Origin of the sequence: Blattabacterium cuenoti, from assembly GCF_014251375.1 — a bacterium.
Taxonomy (GTDB): domain Bacteria; phylum Bacteroidota; class Bacteroidia; order Flavobacteriales; family Blattabacteriaceae; genus Blattabacterium; species Blattabacterium cuenoti_K.
In genome coordinates this window covers 505792-524031 of sequence record NZ_CP059187.1, presented here as the reverse complement: position 1 = coordinate 524031, position 18240 = coordinate 505792, and the positions used below count along the sequence as shown (strand labels likewise).

Genomic DNA, 18240 nt, shown 5'->3' with positions numbered 1-18240 from the left:
TTCTTCTTGTTGTTGTCTAAGTCTTTCTTCTTGTTGTTGTCTAAGTCTTTCTTCTTGTTGTTGTCTAAGTCTTTCTTCTTGTTGTTGTCTAAGTCTTTCTTCTTGTTGTTGTCTAAGTCTTTCTTCTTGTTGTTGTCTAAGTCTTTCTTCTTGTTGTTGAAATATTCTGATTCTGAACGAATTAATAAATCATTATTAGAAGTTAACCAAATTTGAATAGATTTATTATTTTGTATTTTTATTCCAGGATAAGGATTTTGACGATAGACTTTTTTTTTGTTTCTGTTTTCAGAACGATCATCATCTTCTGATTCTGATGTTGATGGCTGGGGAGTAGAATTCTCATAATAAACGTTAATAATGTTAAATGATTTTGATTTTAAAGTAGAAGTAGCAGTATGTAAATCCATTCCAATTACATTGGGGACTTCGTATTCTTTTTTTCCTTTTCCAATTAATAAAGTGACTGCATCTTGATTCTGTAAAATAGATCCAGATTGAATAGGGTTTCCTTGAAAAAAAACTTTCAATACAATATCCCTAGAAATATCGTTTCTATATTTTATTTCTTTCACTAAAAGATGATTGGCATGAAGCAATTTAACAGCTGTTTTTTTGTTTTTATTAATAATATTAGGTAAAACAACAGTGGATGGAAACGTTTTTGTATTATTAGCGTTAGCGTTAGCTTGTATATATATATGTCTTCCTTTTTTTACATGATCTCCCGCTTCTGGAGAAAAGGAAATAACTTGATAAGGGCTAAAAGAAGGATCATAACGTGATGTATCTATATCATATTTTAATCCCAATTTTTTTAAAAGAATTATAGATTTCTCCAAAGTTAAAGAATGAAGATCTGGGACTATAACATAAGAACCGTGTTTTGTGTAAATATCTATCCATTTCAATGAAACACTAGTAATTTTATACAAAATCAATATAGATATGAACAAGTTGATTATGAAAATTAAACAAAATTTAGAATAATTCATGTTATAATTACATATTCAGATTTATTTCTATAAATATCTAATCTAAATAAAAACAAGTAAATAAAGATAAAAAAAATGGATTCATGATTCTATTTGTTTTTTTTTTGTGAGATTATGAAATTTTGTATTATTAATAAAAAAAAATAAATAACAATACAATGAAGAAAAAAATAGCTATCGTTATGGGTGGGTACACAAAAGAGTCTGTGATATCACTTAAAAGCGGAAAAGAAGTTTATGATAATTTAAATAAAGAAGAATTTGAACCATATAAAATACTTATTTTAAGAGAAAAATGGGTTTTTATAGATGAAACCAATAATCAGGAATATCCTGTAAATAAACAGGATTTTACAGTTTTTGTAAAAAATAAAGTTTTAAAATTTGATTGTGTCTTTAATGCGATTCATGGAACTCCAGGAGAAGATGGAATTCTGCAAGCTTATTTTCATTTGCTAAAAATTCCTTATACAGGATGCCATTTTCACCATGCAAGTGTAACTTTTAACAAAAAATATTGTTTATCCTTATTGAAAAAATTTGGGGTAAATATTGCAAAATCTATTTTTTTAAATAAAAATCAATTTTTTTGTGAAAAGAAAATCCTTCAAAAAGTAGGACTTCCATGTTTTGTAAAACCTAATAGATCTGGATCTAGTTTAGGGATATCGAAAGTTTATGAAAAAAAAAATTTGATTTTTGCATTAGAGACAGCTTTTAAAACAGATGATGAGATCATCATAGAATCAGATCTCAAAGGGATGGAAGTTTCAGTAGGAGTGATTTCATTTAAAAATGAAATTAAAGTTTTGCCAATTACAGAAATAATTAGTAAAAATGATTTTTTTGATTTTGAATCAAAATATTCTGGGGAATCTCAAGAAATAACACCTGCCAGATTATTTCCAAAAATTGATAAAAGAATTCAAGAATTATCGAAAAGAATATATAAAATATTGAATTTGTCAGGAATATCTAGATCTGAATATATTATTGTAAATGGAAATCCATTTTTTTTAGAAATAAACACAGTTCCTGGTCTTTCTAAAGAAAGTATTTTTCCAAAACAATTAAAAATAGCTGGAATATCTTTGTCTGATTTATTTAAAAATTCTATTTACTCTTCCATTGGATGGAAAGAAAATTAAAATTTCCAATTGCATTTTTTTTTACAAGATTTTTTTTTCGTAAAAAAAAATTTCCATAAAGTTCTTAATAAAGAGATTACTGAATATAAAAAAAGTATTCCAACAACAATATATTGCCACATAATTTTATTTTAAAATTTGATATACTAAAAAAGAAGATATATAAGCTAATAGAGTCATAAATATAAATTGTACAATCGGCCATTTCCAAGATTTCGTTTCTTTTCTCACTATAGCAAGTGTACTCATACATTGCATAGAAAAGGCATAAAAAATCAGTAAAGAAATTCCTGTAGGAATATTATAGATAGGTGTTCCGGGATTATCATGAGATTCATTATTTTTCATTTTTTCTAAGAAATTTTCTTTTTTTTCTATTCTGTATACTGACGTTATAGTGCTAACAAATACTTCTCTTGCTACAAGAGAAGAAAGTATTCCAATTCCTATTTTCCAGTCGTATCCTAATGGTTTCAGAAAAGGTTCCATTTTTTTCCCTAATAATCCTAAATAAGAATTAGATAATTCTTTTTTTTTTATTATTTTTTCTAAAAAAATAGAATTTTCTTTATACTTTTCTGATTCAGAAGGGGGGCCAAAATTCCCTAATCCCCATACTAATATATTTACTAACAAAATCATTTTTCCTGCATTAAGGATAAACGATTTTAGATTTATCCATAGAGTAATCAATATATTTCCAAACATAGGAAATTTATAAGTAGGAAGTTCCAGAATAAGATGATTTTTATAATTTTTCTTCAGAATTTTATGAAGAATCATAGAGATACTTAAAGCGGAAAAAATTCCTAAAAAATACATTGCCATGAGAACTATCCCTCTTAATTGAAAAAAGAGACATTTTTTGTCAGGAATAATTAAAGATATAATCAATGTATAAACAGGTAATCTTGCCGTACATGTCATAAAAGGAATTACTAGAATAGTAATCAAACGATCTCTAGAATTTTCAATATGTCTAGCTGCCATTACTGCTGGGATAGAACAAGAAATACTAGAAATCAGAGGAACTACACTCTTTCCGTTTAATCCAAATGGACGCATGATTCTATCCATAAGAAATATCACTCTACTTATATAACCGCTTTCTTCCAGAAGAAGAAGAAAAAATAACAAAATAGAAATCTGGGGAATAAAAGTAATAATAGAACTAATTCCTGGTAAAACGCCTTCCAAAATAAAATTTTTTAAAGGGCCTTGTAAGATAATTTCTAATTTTTTTTGAATAAAAGAAAAAAAAAATTCTATGATTTTTTTAGGTTTTTCAGCCCAAAAAAAGACACTTTGAAAAATGATAAATAAAAAAATAAAAAAAATTAAATACCCCCATAAAGGATGGAGTACAATAAATTTGTCTATTTTTTTTGAAAATTCTAAATGGAATCTTTCTTTTTTCGAAATAAATTCAGAAACTGTTTTAGAGAAAATTTTTTCTATTTCTCCGTATCTATCTAATATTTCTTTAATTTGTAGTCTTTTAGAAATGATATTGTGTTTTTTTTTTATCTCATTAATAATTTTATTTTTTTTTTGAAAAAAATTTTTATTTTGATTAGCTAAGTAATACCAAGCTTTGTAAGTATTGACTTTGTAATTTTCTTTTACCTCTTTAATAGCAATTTGATAACGGAATCCTGGATTAAAAAAAAAGGTATTTTTCATACTTTTTTCCGTAAAAACATTCAGATTTTTTATTTTTTTTTTAACTTTTTCTATTCCTATTCCTTTTCTTGCATTAATTGATGCGATTTCTGTTATCAAAAATTTTTTGAGTTTTTTAACATCAATAATAACTCCTTTTTTTTTTGCTTCATCAATCATATTCAATATGAGTAATACGGAAAATCCTAAATCTTGTATTTGTCTAAATAATAAAAGACTTTTTTTTAGATTAGAAGAATCTGCTACCATGATGATCTTATCTGGAGAATCAATATTTTCTATATTCTTTAATAAAAAGTTACAGACAATTTCTTCATCTTCAGAAGATGGATATAAACTATAAGTTCCAGGAAAATCTATTATTTGATAATCAACATTTTCATAACGAAAGTATCCTATTTTCTTATCAACTGTAACTCCTAAGTAATTGCCTACTTTTTGATTCATCCCAGTTAGTTTATTGAACAAGGAAGTTTTTCCAACATTGGGGTTTCCTACGAGGGCTAATTTGATTCTTCTTCGCATTATTCAATGATTCTCAAAAAAAATTAATTTTATCTAATATATCTAATAAATAGGTTCTATTAGAATATTTTCTGCTTCTTTTTTACGTAAAGCTAAACAAGACTGATCATAACTGATACAAAGCGGATCATAAAAAATAGAAACAAAAAGTATTTCAAACTTAACTCCAGGTAAAACTCCTAGTTCTAATAATTTTACAGGAAAATCTTCATTTTTATATCCTTTAATAATTCCTTTTTCTCCTTTTTTCAGATTAGATAAATTCAACTTATGAAGTTTTTAAAAAAAATCATTTTTTACATTTTTATATTTTGAAATATTCATTAATATGAGCAAAATATGAACTTACTCATTAGATATGAAAAAAAAAGTTTTATCTTATAAAGATAAATATATAATAAAATTCATAAACATCATTAGAAATGACATCTCTTTTTATTAGATCTATACAGTTGTTTCTCAGTATTTCTATATTGATTGTTATTCATGAATTAGGGCATTTTTTGTTTGCAAAAATATTTAAAGTACGTGTTGAGAGATTTTTCTTGTTTTTTGATCCTTGGTTTTCTCTTTTAAAAAAGAAAATAGGAGAAACTACTTATGGAATAGGATGGCTTCCTTTAGGAGGATATGTAAAAATATCTGGAATGATGATGGAGGATAATGATAATATAGATTCAGAAAATAATAATAAAAATTTTGAATTTCGTTCAAAATCTGCAATTAAACGATTATTAATTATATCAGGAGGAATTTTTTTCAATATATTATTATCTGTTATTATTTTTTCTTCTTTATTATTAAAATATGGAGAAATTAATCTTCCTACTAAAAATGTTAAATTTGGAATAGAAGTAGACTCTTTTGGAAAAAAAATAGGATTAGAAAATGGAGATCTTATTTTGTTCATAAATGGGGAATTTATCCCGTATTTTAATGATATCCCTAAGGCAATTCTTTTGGGAAATACAATCACTATAGATAGGATGGGAAAAATCATTAATTTATCATTAAGCGATGAAAAGAAAAGATTTCTTTTTGAGAGAAAAGAATTAAGTTCTTTTATCAAACCACGTATTCCTTCTATTGTAAATTATGTAATAAAAAATTCAGAGGCTGATAAATCAGGGATCAAAAGAAATGATGAAATTCTAGAAGTAAATTCTGAATTTATTTTATTTTCTGATCAATTGAAAGATACATTATCAAAATATAAAAATAAAACTGTGTCCTTATCTATAAGTAGAAATGGAGACTTGATACAAAAAAAAGTATTTTTAAAAAAAGGTTTTTTAGGAGTTTATTTAAAGAATTTTATGGATATGGATAAAATTTTTCTATTTGAAAAAAAGAATTTTTCCATAATTGAGAGTTTTACTAATGGCGTAAAGAAAACTTGGGAAGTATTAAAAAATCAAATTTTTTTTTTAAAAAATGTTTTCCATATAAAAACTAAAGCTTATAAACAAGTAGGAAGTTTTTTTTCCATGGCAAAAGAATTTCCTTCTCAATGGAATTGGGACATTTTTTGGTATTTAACTGCTACCTTATCTATATGGTTATCTTTTCTCAATTTATTTCCTATTCCATCATTAGATGGAGGTTATATGTTTTTTATTTTAATAGAAATGATCACAAAAAAAAGGATTAAAAAAATCATTCTTGAACGTTGTACTTTTATTGGTTTTTTAATGATTAGTCTGATTATGATAATGGTTATTGTTTGGGATATTTTAAAAGTATTTTTTTATTGAGTTTTTGAAAAAAAAACTTTTTTTTCCAGTGATCCCTATATCTAGGGTTAAATCATTTTTATGTAAAAAATGAATTTTTTTTACAGGATTAAAGAAGCTTAATCCTATTTTTAGGATATTTTTATTACATAACATGAGGAACCTATCATAAAATCCTTTTCCGTAACCAATACGATATCCTTTTAAATCAAAGATTAATAATGGGATAAATATTACTTCTATAAGATTTGTAGAAATTATATGTTTTTTTTTAGGTTCTAGAATTCCATATTGATTTTCTTCTAAAATAGTATTCTTATCAAAAGAACAATTTTCTATGGATAAGAGATGAAAATTTGAATAAGGAATTGTCACATATTTTTTTCTTTTTAAAAGAAAATTGATAATGATGAATGTATTAATTTCATTATGTTCTTGTATAGGCAAAAAAATATGATAATATTTTTTGTCCCATATAGAAAGTTTTTTTAATTGAAAAAAAATTTTATAACTTTTTTTGAAAATTTCTTTTTTAGATAAGGATTTTCTATAAGAAAGATATTTATTTCGTAATTCTTTTTTATTCATTAAATTCAACTTTTCTGCTAAAAAAAATACTTATTGAGAATGAAAAACAGAATATTTCATAAAATTTTCTAATATTTCTATTATTTTTTCAGGATTTTCTATAGGTCCTATATGACCTGTTGGAATCTCTACAAAAGAACTTTTATATCCGTTTTTTGATTCATTACGGATCTCCTTTGCATCAAGTATTAAATCATAAATACCTATTATATACAATTTTGGAAAATTAGTTTTTTTTAATAGAAATTTTCTGTCTTTACGAATAGACATCCCTCTTAAAAAGGAAATAACACTGGAAACGGAAGTGGATAATGCTATTTTTTTTATTAAATTGAATTCCTTTTGTAAAGATTTCAATTGAATAGGATTAAATAATTTATTTACGCTAGTAGAAACAAATAAAGAATAATTTTCTTTTATAAGTTGAATAGATCGTTTCCTATTTTGTTTTCTTTCAATTGAATCCGATGATGCAGTAGAATGAAGTAAACATAATCCTAAAAATATTTCTGGATTTCTTTCTGCAAGAGCTAAAGAAATATATCCTCCCATAGAATGGCCTACAAAAACTGCTTTTTCTATTTTTTCTTTTTCTAAAATAGATTTTACTATTTCAGCAGATTTTTCCATAGAAAAAATATTTTCTTCTCCTGAAAAAGAACTTTTTCCATGTCCCGGAAAATCTATTAAAATGATTTTATATTTCTGGGAAAGAAAATCAGAAATGTAATTCCAAATTTTCAAGCTTTCCATAAATCCATGCAAGAAAATAATAGGAGTACTACTTTTATTTCCTTTTATTTTATAGTAAATATTTATTTTATTATTATATAAAAACATATTCATACATACATAAGCAAATCAATTCCTCTATTTTTTTGTATAAAAATAGGATATTTCTTACATAAAGAATGCTGTTAACCATAAATATTGGAAATTCAAGTCTTCGTTTTGGTCTATTTAATAATAATTCTTATAATTTAAAATGTAATCATTCATGGATTATTAATAGCAATCCTCATAGATCATTGGATGAATATATTTTATTATTTAGAAATATATACCAACAATACGGAATTCTGTCAAAATTAATCCGAAAAATTGTGATTGGATCTGTTGTCCCCCCTCTTACAAATATTGTAAAACAATCCTTATATGAAATTCATAAAATTAAACCTGTGATAGTAGATAGATATTCTGCTTCTCCAATCAAACATTTTTCTCATCAATTGGGGACAGATTTATACGCTAATGCAATAGCATCTTATACATTGTATAAGAATAAAAAAACGACTTTAGTAGTAGATTTTGGAACTGCATTAAGTTTGACTTGTACAGATAATAAATATAGAAAACTTCAAGGAGTTATTATAGCTCCAGGAGTGAATAGTTCGTTAACATCGTTAATTGGGAATACTGCACAATTATCACAAATAGAACTTAAAAAACCTCCCAGCATACTAGGACAGTATACTGAAACATGTATTCAAAGTGGGATTATATATGGATATATTAGTATGGTAGAAGGTCTTATCAATCGGATTAATCAAGAATTGAAAACAAATTGTTTTGTTATTGCTACTGGAGGTCTTTCTCATATATATGCTCCTTTAACTAAAAAAATTCATATCAAAGATAAATTACATACAATAAAAGGGTTAAAAATATTATTTCATTGGAATCAATGATTTTTATTACATTCTCTTTCTATAGATTTTTTTATATTTTTTGATAAAATTTCGAATTTTTTTTCAGATAAAGTAATTTTTTCTTTAGAAAAATCTACATCACTTTCTTTATCCATAGGAATTAAATGAATATGAACATGAGGAATTTCAAAACCAAGAACAAATAATCCAACACGATTACATGGAACTGTTTTTTCTATTCCCATAGCTACTTTTCTAACAAAGGACATAAGGGATAGGAATTTTTTTTCTGTAAGATAAAATATTTTATCTGTATGATTTTTTTTTGGTATTACTAAAGTATGTCCAATTTTTATTGGATGGATATCTAAAAAAGCTAAATGGTCAGTGTTTTCTGCTACTTTATAAGAAAAGATTTCGTTTCTTATTATTTTTTCAAAAATATTGTTATTTTTTTTTTTTTTATTCATTCACTAAATGCTATTTCTAAAATTTCGTAATCTAGTATCATCTTATTTGGAAGTTTTATATGAGCTATTTCGCCTACTTGTTTTCCAAGTAATCCTGTAGAAATAGGGGTATTTATGGAAATTTTCCCCGATTTTAAATCGGCTTCTCCTTCTGGTACTAAAGTATACATTTGTTCCCCTCCATATGTTAAATTTTTAACTCTAACTGTAGAAAGAATAGAAACTCTATTTTTATTTATTTGTGTACCATCTATAATTCGTGCGTTAGATAATTTTTTTTTTAATTTAGCTATATTCATTTCTAAAAAACCCTGAGCTTCTTTTATTGCATCATATTCTGCATTTTCTGAAAGATCTCCTTTATCTCTTGCTTCTGCAATTTGAATTGATATTTTAGGTCTTTCTATATTCTCTAATCTTTCTATTTCTTGTTGTAGTTTTTTCAATCCTTCTTTAGTTATATATTCGAATTTTTCCATAGATTTTCACATTTATTTTTCTATAAAGTTAATTGATTTTGCGAACAACTAATTTAATTAATGTGATGATTCTTTGTATTTTAGTACTACATAGAATTAAATTTTTTAATAACAAAATATAGTTTTTTTTTTGTTCAATTATTTATTCTAATTGATGATCTTTCAGTCTTAAAATATTCGCTCCTAAAACACGTAATCTTTGATCAATATTCTCATATCCTCTATCTATTTGTTCTATATTTTTTATAATACTAGTGCCCCGGGCAGAAAGTGCCGCGATAAGAAGAGATATTCCTGCTCGTATATCTGGAGAGTTTAATAGAGAGCCTCGTAAACAAGATTTATGATTTAATCCAATCACAGTAGCTCTGTGAGGATCACATAATATAATTTGTGCCCCCATTTCAATTAGTTTATCTACAAAAAATAATCTACTTTCAAACATTTTTTGATGAATTAAAACACTTCCTTTAGCTTGAGTTGCTACTACGGTTAAAATACTTAATAAATCTGGTGTTAATCCGGGCCACGGTGCGTCAGAAATTGTTAATATTGCATTATTTAATAATTTTTTTATTTTGTATGATTTTTGATGTGGAATATAAATATCATCATCTTTTTTTTCTAACCTTATTCCCATTTTCTTAAATGTATTCGGAATTATCCCTAAATTTTTCCAACTTGCATTTTTAATTCTAATTTCAGAACTAGTAATTGCTGCCAATCCAATCCAACTTCCTATTTCTACCATATCTGGTAAAAGTGTATGCGTCATACATCCTCCCAATTCTTTGACTCCAGTTATATGAATTAAATTAGAAGCAATCCCTTTTATTTTTGCACCCATTTTGTTTAAAAGTCTACATAATTGCTGAATATATGGTTCACAAGCAGCATTATAAATAGTTGTTTTTCCTTTAGCTAATGTAGCGGCCATGATGATATTAGCTGTTCCAGTGATAGATGCTTCTTCCAATAAAATATATTGACCAGTTAAATATTTAGCATATAAATGAAAAAATTGATCTTCTTTATAATTTATAGAACATCCTAAATATTTAAATCCTTTTAAATGTGCATCTAAACGTCTACGTCCAATTCTATCACCTCCGGGAATAGGCATGTATGCTTTTCCAAATCTAGCTAATAATGGTCCAGCAATCATGATAGATCCTCTAATAGATTTACCATATTCACGAAATTTTTTAGTAGTTAAATATTCAAGTTGAATGTCTTTTGCTTGAAAAGTGTAATCTCCAATATCATTTTTTTGGATACTAACTCCTAAATGTTTTAAAATTTTCATTAAACATTTTACGTCTTCTATTTCTGGAATATTTTTTATCCTTAGTTTCTCTGATGTTAATAAAACTGCACATAATACTTGTAAAGCTTCATTTTTTGCACCTTGTGGAAAAACTTCCCCTTTTAAAGATCTTCCCCCTTCTATTTTAAAAGAAGCCATTTTTTATTTCATCATGCTTTTTTTCTATTATTCAAATAATTTTTCTTTCTTTTTGTATTTAATAAAATATGAGAACTCTGTAATAATGGATCTGTATTATTCATTAAACAGATTTTCCCTTTTGAAAGAACTTTCAAATCTTGAAAAATGACATCGTCCTCTACAATATTTTTATTCCACCTTAAATAATTTTTTTTCATTGTATTTGCTATAGCGTAGAATAATCCTTCTTTTTTTTGTTTGTCTTTGCAATGAACGGCTACATGTATCATATTTCTTATGATTTTTCCATAATATCGAAAATTAGTTAAATATTCAGGATATACAGCTTTTTTGGAACTAACTTGTATTTTTTTTTCTGGATTTGGTTTTGGAAAAGGGGGATCAATATCTAATTGATATTTAGACATAAAAAATAATTGATTCCATAATTTATGTTGAAAGTATGGAATTTCTTTGTTAAATCCCGGATTGGAATATGTCATCAATTTAATAATACTCCATGCGCATTTATTACGTTCTTTTCTATTTTTTATTTGTATTGCGTAGTCTATCATTTTATGAATATTTCTTCCATATTCCGGTATAACCAATTTTAAACGGTTCGTATTATATTCCATATGATAATAAAATATGTATGATTGATTTTATTTTTTTTATTTCTTAATATTAAGATGAAGTTTTATCTAATGTCCAAAGAATCTTTTTTTGAAAAAATTGTTTTCTAAATAAACATGAATTATTGAAACAAAATATGCAATGATGATCTGTACAAGCATCTACATGAACAGATAGTTCTACTTTTTTTCCGAATTTTTCTTTTGTAAACATAGTTAATTTTTGTACTTCTTTATTGGCTTCTTTTACATTAAAAAACCATGGGATTGTCAGATGACAATCGACATGCAATGCACTTCCATATTTAATGATTTTTAAATGATGAATATCTATCCAACAAGTATCTCTTTTTTCATTAAGATAAAAAGATAATTTTTGTAATAGTTTTTTATCAGATTCATCCATAATTCCAGCTATAGCATTTCTTAATAATTTTAATCCTGTATATAAAATTACGGATGAAAAAACAATAGAAATAAGAGGGTCTATCCAGATCCATTTAGTTATATTTAATAATATTAATCCTATAATTATTCCAATAGTAGAATAAGTATCTATTTGAAGATGTTTTCCACTAGCTATCAATGTTAAAGTACTATTTTTATTCCCCATTTTACAAGCATAAAAACCTAAATAATAATTTATAATAGAAGTAAAAGACATTAGAAGAATTCCATAATCCAATCTATATAAAGAATAATCATTATTGTTATAATATTTAACATGGATAAAAGTTTTTATAAAAATGACTATTCCTACAATAAAAATTAAAAAACCTTCTATTGCTGTGGATATAAATTCTATTTTCCCATGTCCATATGGATGATTGTGATCTTTAGGTAAAGAAGAGATATAAAGACTATATAATCCTATAAATCCACTAAATATATTTGTTATGCTTTCCATCGCATCACTGAATATAGAGAGTGAAGAAGTCATATACCAAGTAATTAATTTGATAAGAAATAGAAATACTGATACAAAACAAATCAATTTTTGTAGACTAAAATTTTTTTTTATTTTCTTCTCATCCATAATAATAATTAATAACTAAAGAAATATTATTGTTAGTTATGTTATGATGCACATGCATGTATGTGTTTTTTTTTGTTTTTAAAATGATTCTTAAGTTTCTGGAATAATAAGTTTATCTAATTTTAAAAAAATTTTTTTCTTTCCTGATTTATGAAATTTTATTGTAGCTATTTCATTTTTATTTTCTAAATCTAGGATGATCCCTTCCCCAAAATTTTTGTGAAAAACTTTTATTCCTTTTTTTAAAAAATTTTTAAATATATATTTTTTTTGAGAGTAACAAGTCAATTTTTTTTTATTTTCTACTATAATGAATTTATCTTGAAGTTCTCTAATAAAACGACTGGGGCCATTACTCGTTTTTTTTCCCCATAAAAAACGAGATCTAGTATAAGTTAATACAGCTTTTTTTTGAGCTCTTGTTAAAGCGACATAAAATAATCTTCGTTCTTCTTCAAGTTTGAATTGATTTTCTAAACTAGATTTTGATGGAAATAAGTTTTCTTCCAATCCTACTATAAAAACGACAGAAAATTCTAATCCTTTGGATAAATGAATTGTCATTAATGAAACTTTATCGTATTCTTTTTCTTTTTTTTCTTCATTATCATTATTTCCTTCTTCTTCCTTTAAAAAGAAAAATCGCAAAAATCCAGATAAACTAGCATCTCCATTTTCTAATTGTTCTTGCTCTTTTACATATCTAAATATATTCTCTAATATATATTGAAAATCATCATTGTGATAAGTATTGTTCTCTTTTAACAAAAAATTTACTATAGATTTTGCTGTAGTGTATGCGTTTTTATGATTTTTTATTTGTGAACGTAAATTTTCTATTTTAGAAATAAAAATTTCAAAATTATTTTTTGTTTCTTGTTTCATTTTTATTGAGGAATAATAAGATTGAAAATTTTTTAAAATTTCATATACAGTTTTTTCCTCATTTCTGGATAATGTTAATATTGATCTAATAATTTTTTTACTACATATTTTTTTTATTATATATAAGAATGATTCTTCGTCATTAGAATTAGTGAATATTCTAAAATAAGATAATAAATCTCGAATTTCTTTTCGTTTAGAAATTGATATAGATCCATATATTTTGTATGGTATTTTTTTTTCTTGAAGGACATATTCTATAATATGTGATTGTCTATTGGCTCTATATAGAATAGCGAAATCCTTATTTTTAAATTTTGTTTTTTTTTTGGTCTCTAGAATATGAGAAGCAATATATTGTGCTTCTTCTCTTTCTGAAGAAGCACAATATATTTTTACTTTTTCTCCTTTTTCATTATTTGTCCAAACTTTTTTTAAAATCTGATTTTTATTGAAAGAAATGATTTTATTGGAAGCCTCTACGATGCGATTTGTGGAACGATAATTTTGTTCAAGACGAAAAACTTTTGCTTCATTGTAATCCCTATGAAAGTTTAAAATATTTGATATATCTGCCCCCCGAAAAGAATAGATACTTTGTGCATCATCTCCAACAACAAAAATATTTCTATGTTTCTGAGCTAAGTTTTTAATGATGGTATTTTGAGAGATATTGGTATCTTGGTACTCATCAACTAATATGTATTTAAACTTTTCTTGATATTTTCGCAAGACATTTGGAAAATGAAAAAATAAATGGTTAGTATGAAGAAGGATATCATCAAAATCTAAAGCTTCTGCTTTTAAACAACGTTTTACATACAGTTTATAAATAATTGAAAAAATATTTTTGTTATTTTTGTAGAATTTATCATTATATATATATAAGTTATTTTTAATCTCTGAAATTTTTTTTATAATTTTTTTAGTGGTAAAAAAACAAGATGTTGTAGGATTCAAATTAATTTCATCTAATATTTTTTTTATAACACTTTCTGAATCTTTTTTATCATAAATAGTATAATTAGATCTATATCCTAACCAATGAGATTCTTTTCTTAGAATATTTGAAAATATAGAATGAAAAGTTCCTAATGACATTTTATTCAAATCCGTTTGATTAATCATATTTAAAATCCGATTTTTCATTTCTTTAGCAGCTTTATTAGTGAAAGTTAAAGCTAATATATTCGAGGGGTTCACCCCTATATTTTTGATCATATGAACTATCCGATATGTAATGACACGTGTCTTTCCTGATCCTGCTCCTGCAATAACCATAATTGGACCATTAATTGTTTCTATCACTTGTCGTTGAGTATTGTTAAGTGATGCCCATAGTAAACTACTATTCATGAAATTTTATGTGTTATGATGATCTTATTAAAGACATAATCAATCAAAATAAATACTATACTACTACCTACCCTACCATACATACATAATATTATCCTTCCTATTATACATAATTCATACGATCATAATAATTATAATAATAAAAATAACATATTAACATATTATCCCCATTATTCATTCATTAATTATTATTCCCAACTAACTGATTTTTTCCCAAAAAGATTGATTATAATATTTATAAAAATGATTTTTGGTAGTAGTTTTATGAGTTAACAAAAAATTAGGATTTTGGTAAAAAAAATTCCTAGCTATAGGAAAAACTTCTTTCATAAGTTGAGAATCTTTAATTAGATTCGCAATTCTAAAATAAGTTTTTCCGCTTTGTTGAGTACCAGTAATATCTCCACTACCACGTAATTTAAGATCTTCTTTTGCAATTTCTAACCCATTATTAGTTTGACACATTTTTTTTATTCTAAAATGCCCTTCAATACTGATTCGATCGGCAGTCATCAGAATACAGTAACTTTTATGAGTCCCTCTTCCGACCCTTCCTCTTAACTGATGGAGTTGAGACAATCCAAAACAATCTGCATTTTCTATTAAGATGACTGAAGCATTTGGGACATCTACTCCAACTTCTATAACGGTAGTAGAAACCATTATTTTAGTTTCTCCTCGCAAAAATCGAAGCATTTGAATATTTTTTTCTTGAGATGTCATTTTTCCATGTAAAATTCCAATTTCATTTTTTAAACTTTGGAATTTTTCTGTCAAAATTTGATATCCATTTATTAAATTTTTATATTTATTTCTCTTGTTTTTTTCTTCTATAATAGGATAAACTATATAGATTTGTCTTCCTTTTAGAATTTGATTTTGTATTATTTCAAATACTTTATGTCTCATTTTATTAAAAAAATGAACAGTTTTAATGGGTTTTCTTCCTGTAGGTAATTCTTTTATAGTGGAAATTTTTAAATCATTATAAAGAGTCATAGCTAGAGTTCTAGGAATAGGTGTTGCAGTCATTATTAATATATGGGGAGGTTTTTTATTTTTCCCCCAAATTTTTGCTCTTTGTTCTACTCCAAAACGTTGTTGTTCGTCTATTATTGCTAATCCAAGATTTTGAAAAATAACTTTATCTTGAATTAAAGTATGTGTTCCGATAAGGATAGAAATTTTTCCAGTAAAAAGATCATGATATATACATTTTCTAATTTTATTGGATGTAGAGCTTGTTAATAAAGCTACTTGAATTTTAATTTTAGAAAACATTCTCTTTATGGAAGAATAATGTTGTATAGCTAAAACTTCAGTTGGTACCATTAAACAAGATTGAAATCCGTTATCTAAAGCAATTAGCATTGATAATATAGCTATTATAGTTTTACCACATCCTACATCTCCTTGTAATAATCTATTCATTTGAATAGGTTTTTTTAAATCATTACGTATTTCTTTGAAAACTCTTTTTTGTTCTTCTGTTAAAGAAAATGGGAGAAAATATTTGTAAAATTTATAAAAATTATTTCCTAATTTTGAAAAAGGGTAACTGTATAATGATGTTGTATTTTTGTTTTTTGAAAGAAGAGATAATTTTAAAAAAAATAATTCTTCAAATTTTAAACGGTATTGCGCTTGAAATAGTTTTTCTAAAGATTTAGGAAAATGAATTTGAATTAACGCTTCTTTTCTTGGCATTAACTTCTTTTTTAAAAGGATATCTTGTAAAAAAATTTCTTCTATTTCATTTTTTGATTCTTTTATTAAATTTTGTAATATATTTATCATAAATAAGTTGTTTATTCCATTTTTTTTGAATTTATCAGGAATAGAGTATATAGGATATATAGAAGAAATAGAAGAGAAATTTTTTTCAAGTTGAAATTTTTGTATTTTGGGATGAATAATTTGAATTTTTTTTTGAAAAAATTTTATGTTACCAAAAATCACTGTTGATATTGTAACATTTTTTTTAATATTTTTTTTAAAAAAATTAATTTTTTGAAACCATATTAATTCAGCAAAACCGGTGTGATCTTCCAATCTTGCTATCAATATTTTTTTTTGATTTACTTTTTTTTCTTCTACTTTAGTTATTTTTCCTAATATTTGTATAATATTATTATTGATGATATTTGATTTCAATTTCAATTCAGATATATTCAATGTGGAATAATTGAGGTATTTTTTGGGATAAAAAAAAAGTAAATCTTCATATGTGTGTATATTCAATTCAATATTAAATAAACGTGCTTTTTTTAAGCTAAATCCCTTTAAATGAATTATAGGTTTTTCTAAAATATTGTATGACATTTTTTTTAAAAATATTCATAGATTTTTAGTTAAAAGTAATTAATAGCTATTTTTTGAAAAAAAAATTTAATTTTGTTTTCAATCAATAACAATAATTAAGAAATTAAGGACATTTAGCTCAGATGGTTTAGAGCACTACTTTGACAGAGTAGAGGGCGTCGGTTCAAATCCGATAATGTCCACCATTATTACTACATTATTTATTATAAGAGATGTTGTTAATGTTAAAATAATTAATTTATTTATGTTTATGGTGGTACTAATTACAACAGTGAGAGAAGGAGAATCAATAGATAAAGCTTTAAAAAAATGCAAAAAAAAATTTGATAAGACACGTATTTTAAAAGAATTTAGAGAAAAGCAACAATATATAAAACCTTCTGAAGGAAAAAGAAATCAAATTTTGAGAGCTAGATATAGAGAACGTATGAGATTGAAAAAAGAAGAATAGAATAGATAATTTTACTGACTTTACTAGTATAAGATACTCTGGTATACTGTGAAATAAGAAATGAAAATAGAAAAATTTAAGAAATCCGTTTTTGGATTGGTGGGGAAGAAAATTAGTTATTCTTTTTCTAAGAATTTTTTTTTAGAAAAATTTAAAAATGAATCTATTTTTCATGCAACTTATGAAATATTCGATATTCCAAAAATTGAGGATGTTTTATGGATTTTTAAAATTCCCTATTTTAGGGGTTGTAATGTAACTATTCCATATAAAACAAGTATTATTCCTTTTCTTACTGAAGTTGATTTAGAAGCAAAATCTATTGGATCCGTAAATGTCGTTAAAATTGAAGATGATAGTAGTATTATTGGATATAATACAGATATTTTAGGATTTGAATATTCTTTTTTAAAAGACATGAAGAAATTTTCATATGAAAATGCAAGGGCTTTGATTCTTGGTACAGGAGGAGTTTCGAACTCTATTTCTTTTATTCTAAATAAGTTAAAAATACAGTATAAATATGTTTCTAGAACTAGAACTAAAACTAAAAGAAATAAAGAGGTTTTGAGATATGAAGAATTAGATAAAGATTTAATGAAAAATCATAAAATTATTATTAATTGCACTCCTTTAGGAACTTATCCAATGATAAATTTCTGTCCACTTTTACCTTATAAATATATTTCTTCTTCTCATTATCTTTATGACGTAATTTATAATCCATATAAAACTTTATTTTTAAAAAAAGGTGAGGAAAAGGGGGCGATGATAAAAAACGGATTAGAAATGTTACATATTCAAGCGGAAGAATCTTGGAAAATATGGAATTCTTAGT

The 18240-nt window shown here is 25.0% G+C and carries 17 protein-coding genes and 1 tRNA gene; 6 read left to right on the top strand and 12 right to left on the bottom strand.

Annotated features, from left to right (window positions below; all coding sequences use genetic code 11):
* Positions 1-935: PASTA domain-containing protein (locus tag H0H71_RS02520; protein WP_238784442.1), on the bottom strand; the 935-nt coding region annotated here is incomplete at its 3' end.
* A gap of 218 nt (positions 936-1153) precedes the next feature.
* Between H0H71_RS02520 and H0H71_RS02515 the strand changes: the two genes are divergently transcribed.
* On the top strand, positions 1154-2143 hold the full coding sequence (locus H0H71_RS02515; RefSeq protein ID WP_185855970.1) for a D-alanine--D-alanine ligase: 990 nt from the start codon (positions 1154-1156) through the stop codon (positions 2141-2143).
* A gap of 126 nt (positions 2144-2269) precedes the next feature.
* Here the strand turns inward: H0H71_RS02515 and feoB are convergent, their stop codons facing one another.
* Together feoB and H0H71_RS02505 are read right to left on the bottom strand one after the other, a co-directional pair.
* Positions 2270-4351 carry a ferrous iron transport protein B gene (gene feoB, locus H0H71_RS02510; RefSeq protein WP_185855969.1) on the bottom strand — a complete coding sequence of 694 codons (2082 nt, stop codon included), beginning with the start codon at positions 4349-4351 and terminating at the stop codon, positions 2270-2272.
* Between the two features lie 42 nt (positions 4352-4393).
* Complete coding sequence (locus tag H0H71_RS02505; RefSeq protein WP_185855968.1) at positions 4394-4618, bottom strand: FeoA family protein; 225 nt, start codon at positions 4616-4618, stop codon at positions 4394-4396.
* A 155-nt stretch (positions 4619-4773) separates the two neighbouring features.
* Between H0H71_RS02505 and rseP the strand changes: the two genes are divergently transcribed.
* The gene (rseP, locus tag H0H71_RS02500; RefSeq protein WP_185855967.1) at positions 4774-6105 is read left to right on the top strand and encodes an RIP metalloprotease RseP; all 1332 of its coding nucleotides are present in this window, start codon (positions 4774-4776) and stop codon (positions 6103-6105) included.
* Here rseP and H0H71_RS02495 read toward each other — a convergent pair.
* Positions 6085-6672 (bottom strand): 5-formyltetrahydrofolate cyclo-ligase, encoded by a 588-nt coding sequence (locus H0H71_RS02495; RefSeq protein WP_185855966.1) that lies wholly within the window; start codon positions 6670-6672, stop codon positions 6085-6087. The two genes, rseP and H0H71_RS02495, sit on opposite strands and share 21 nt — an antisense overlap.
* A 30-nt stretch (positions 6673-6702) precedes the next feature.
* Positions 6703-7512: an alpha/beta fold hydrolase gene (locus tag H0H71_RS02490; RefSeq protein ID WP_185855965.1), complete on the bottom strand. Its 810-nt coding sequence runs from the start codon at positions 7510-7512 to the stop codon at positions 6703-6705.
* Between the two features lie 71 nt (positions 7513-7583).
* Between H0H71_RS02490 and H0H71_RS02485 the strand changes: the two genes are divergently transcribed.
* On the top strand, positions 7584-8360 hold the full coding sequence (locus H0H71_RS02485) for a type III pantothenate kinase (protein ID WP_185855964.1): 777 nt from the start codon (positions 7584-7586) through the stop codon (positions 8358-8360).
* On the opposite strand, the gene H0H71_RS02480 is transcribed toward H0H71_RS02485, so the two are convergent.
* The 7 genes from H0H71_RS02480 to recG form a co-directional block, all read right to left on the bottom strand.
* Positions 8354-8791, bottom strand: coding sequence for an HIT family protein (locus H0H71_RS02480; protein ID WP_185855963.1), 438 nt, complete (start codon positions 8789-8791; stop codon positions 8354-8356). The two genes, H0H71_RS02485 and H0H71_RS02480, sit on opposite strands and share 7 nt — an antisense overlap.
* Complete coding sequence (greA, locus tag H0H71_RS02475) at positions 8788-9270, bottom strand: transcription elongation factor GreA (protein WP_185855962.1); 483 nt, start codon at positions 9268-9270, stop codon at positions 8788-8790. Before greA ends, H0H71_RS02480 begins: the two co-directional genes overlap by 4 nt.
* 142 nt (positions 9271-9412) lie before the next feature.
* On the bottom strand, positions 9413-10735 hold the full coding sequence (murA, locus tag H0H71_RS02470; RefSeq protein ID WP_185855961.1) for a UDP-N-acetylglucosamine 1-carboxyvinyltransferase: 1323 nt from the start codon (positions 10733-10735) through the stop codon (positions 9413-9415).
* Positions 10736-10746: 11 nt separating this feature from the next.
* Positions 10747-11355 carry a DUF4290 domain-containing protein gene (locus H0H71_RS02465; protein ID WP_185855960.1) on the bottom strand — a complete coding sequence of 203 codons (609 nt, stop codon included), beginning with the start codon at positions 11353-11355 and terminating at the stop codon, positions 10747-10749.
* A gap of 49 nt (positions 11356-11404) precedes the next feature.
* Positions 11405-12388: a cation diffusion facilitator family transporter gene (locus H0H71_RS02460; RefSeq protein ID WP_185855959.1), complete on the bottom strand. Its 984-nt coding sequence runs from the start codon at positions 12386-12388 to the stop codon at positions 11405-11407.
* A 90-nt stretch (positions 12389-12478) separates the two neighbouring features.
* Positions 12479-14629: an ATP-dependent helicase gene (locus H0H71_RS02455; RefSeq protein ID WP_185855958.1), complete on the bottom strand. Its 2151-nt coding sequence runs from the start codon at positions 14627-14629 to the stop codon at positions 12479-12481.
* A 198-nt stretch (positions 14630-14827) separates the two neighbouring features.
* Complete coding sequence (gene recG, locus H0H71_RS02450; protein ID WP_185855957.1) at positions 14828-16951, bottom strand: ATP-dependent DNA helicase RecG; 2124 nt, start codon at positions 16949-16951, stop codon at positions 14828-14830.
* Positions 16952-17058: 107 nt separating this feature from the next.
* On the opposite strand from recG, the gene H0H71_RS02445 reads away from it, so the two are divergent.
* From H0H71_RS02445 to H0H71_RS02435, 3 genes are all read left to right on the top strand, one after another.
* Positions 17059-17136: transfer RNA gene (locus H0H71_RS02445), tRNA-Val, on the top strand.
* A gap of 68 nt (positions 17137-17204) precedes the next feature.
* Positions 17205-17402, top strand: coding sequence for a 30S ribosomal protein S21 (gene rpsU, locus H0H71_RS02440; RefSeq protein WP_185856493.1), 198 nt, complete (start codon positions 17205-17207; stop codon positions 17400-17402).
* A gap of 60 nt (positions 17403-17462) precedes the next feature.
* Positions 17463-18239 carry a shikimate dehydrogenase family protein gene (locus H0H71_RS02435; protein ID WP_185855956.1) on the top strand — a complete coding sequence of 259 codons (777 nt, stop codon included), beginning with the start codon at positions 17463-17465 and terminating at the stop codon, positions 18237-18239.
* Position 18240 lies beyond the last annotated feature (1 nt).

Coding starts and splice junctions, on each gene's coding strand:
- H0H71_RS02515 (WP_185855970.1), top strand. CDS start 1,154: ATGAAGAAAAAAATAGCTATCGTTATGGGTGGGTACACAAAAGAGTCT.
- feoB (WP_185855969.1), bottom strand. CDS start 4,351: ATGCGAAGAAGAATCAAATTAGCCCTCGTAGGAAACCCCAATGTTGGA.
- rseP (WP_185855967.1), top strand. CDS start 4,774: ATGACATCTCTTTTTATTAGATCTATACAGTTGTTTCTCAGTATTTCT.
- H0H71_RS02495 (WP_185855966.1), bottom strand. CDS start 6,672: ATGAATAAAAAAGAATTACGAAATAAATATCTTTCTTATAGAAAATCC.
- H0H71_RS02490 (WP_185855965.1), bottom strand. CDS start 7,512: ATGTTTTTATATAATAATAAAATAAATATTTACTATAAAATAAAAGGA.
- H0H71_RS02485 (WP_185855964.1), top strand. CDS start 7,584: ATGCTGTTAACCATAAATATTGGAAATTCAAGTCTTCGTTTTGGTCTA.
- H0H71_RS02480 (WP_185855963.1), bottom strand. CDS start 8,791: ATGAATAAAAAAAAAAAAAATAACAATATTTTTGAAAAAATAATAAGA.
- greA (WP_185855962.1), bottom strand. CDS start 9,270: ATGGAAAAATTCGAATATATAACTAAAGAAGGATTGAAAAAACTACAA.
- murA (WP_185855961.1), bottom strand. CDS start 10,735: ATGGCTTCTTTTAAAATAGAAGGGGGAAGATCTTTAAAAGGGGAAGTT.
- H0H71_RS02465 (WP_185855960.1), bottom strand. CDS start 11,355: ATGGAATATAATACGAACCGTTTAAAATTGGTTATACCGGAATATGGA.
- H0H71_RS02460 (WP_185855959.1), bottom strand. CDS start 12,388: ATGGATGAGAAGAAAATAAAAAAAAATTTTAGTCTACAAAAATTGATT.
- H0H71_RS02455 (WP_185855958.1), bottom strand. CDS start 14,629: ATGAATAGTAGTTTACTATGGGCATCACTTAACAATACTCAACGACAA.
- recG (WP_185855957.1), bottom strand. CDS start 16,951: ATGTCATACAATATTTTAGAAAAACCTATAATTCATTTAAAGGGATTT.
- H0H71_RS02435 (WP_185855956.1), top strand. CDS start 17,463: ATGAAAATAGAAAAATTTAAGAAATCCGTTTTTGGATTGGTGGGGAAG.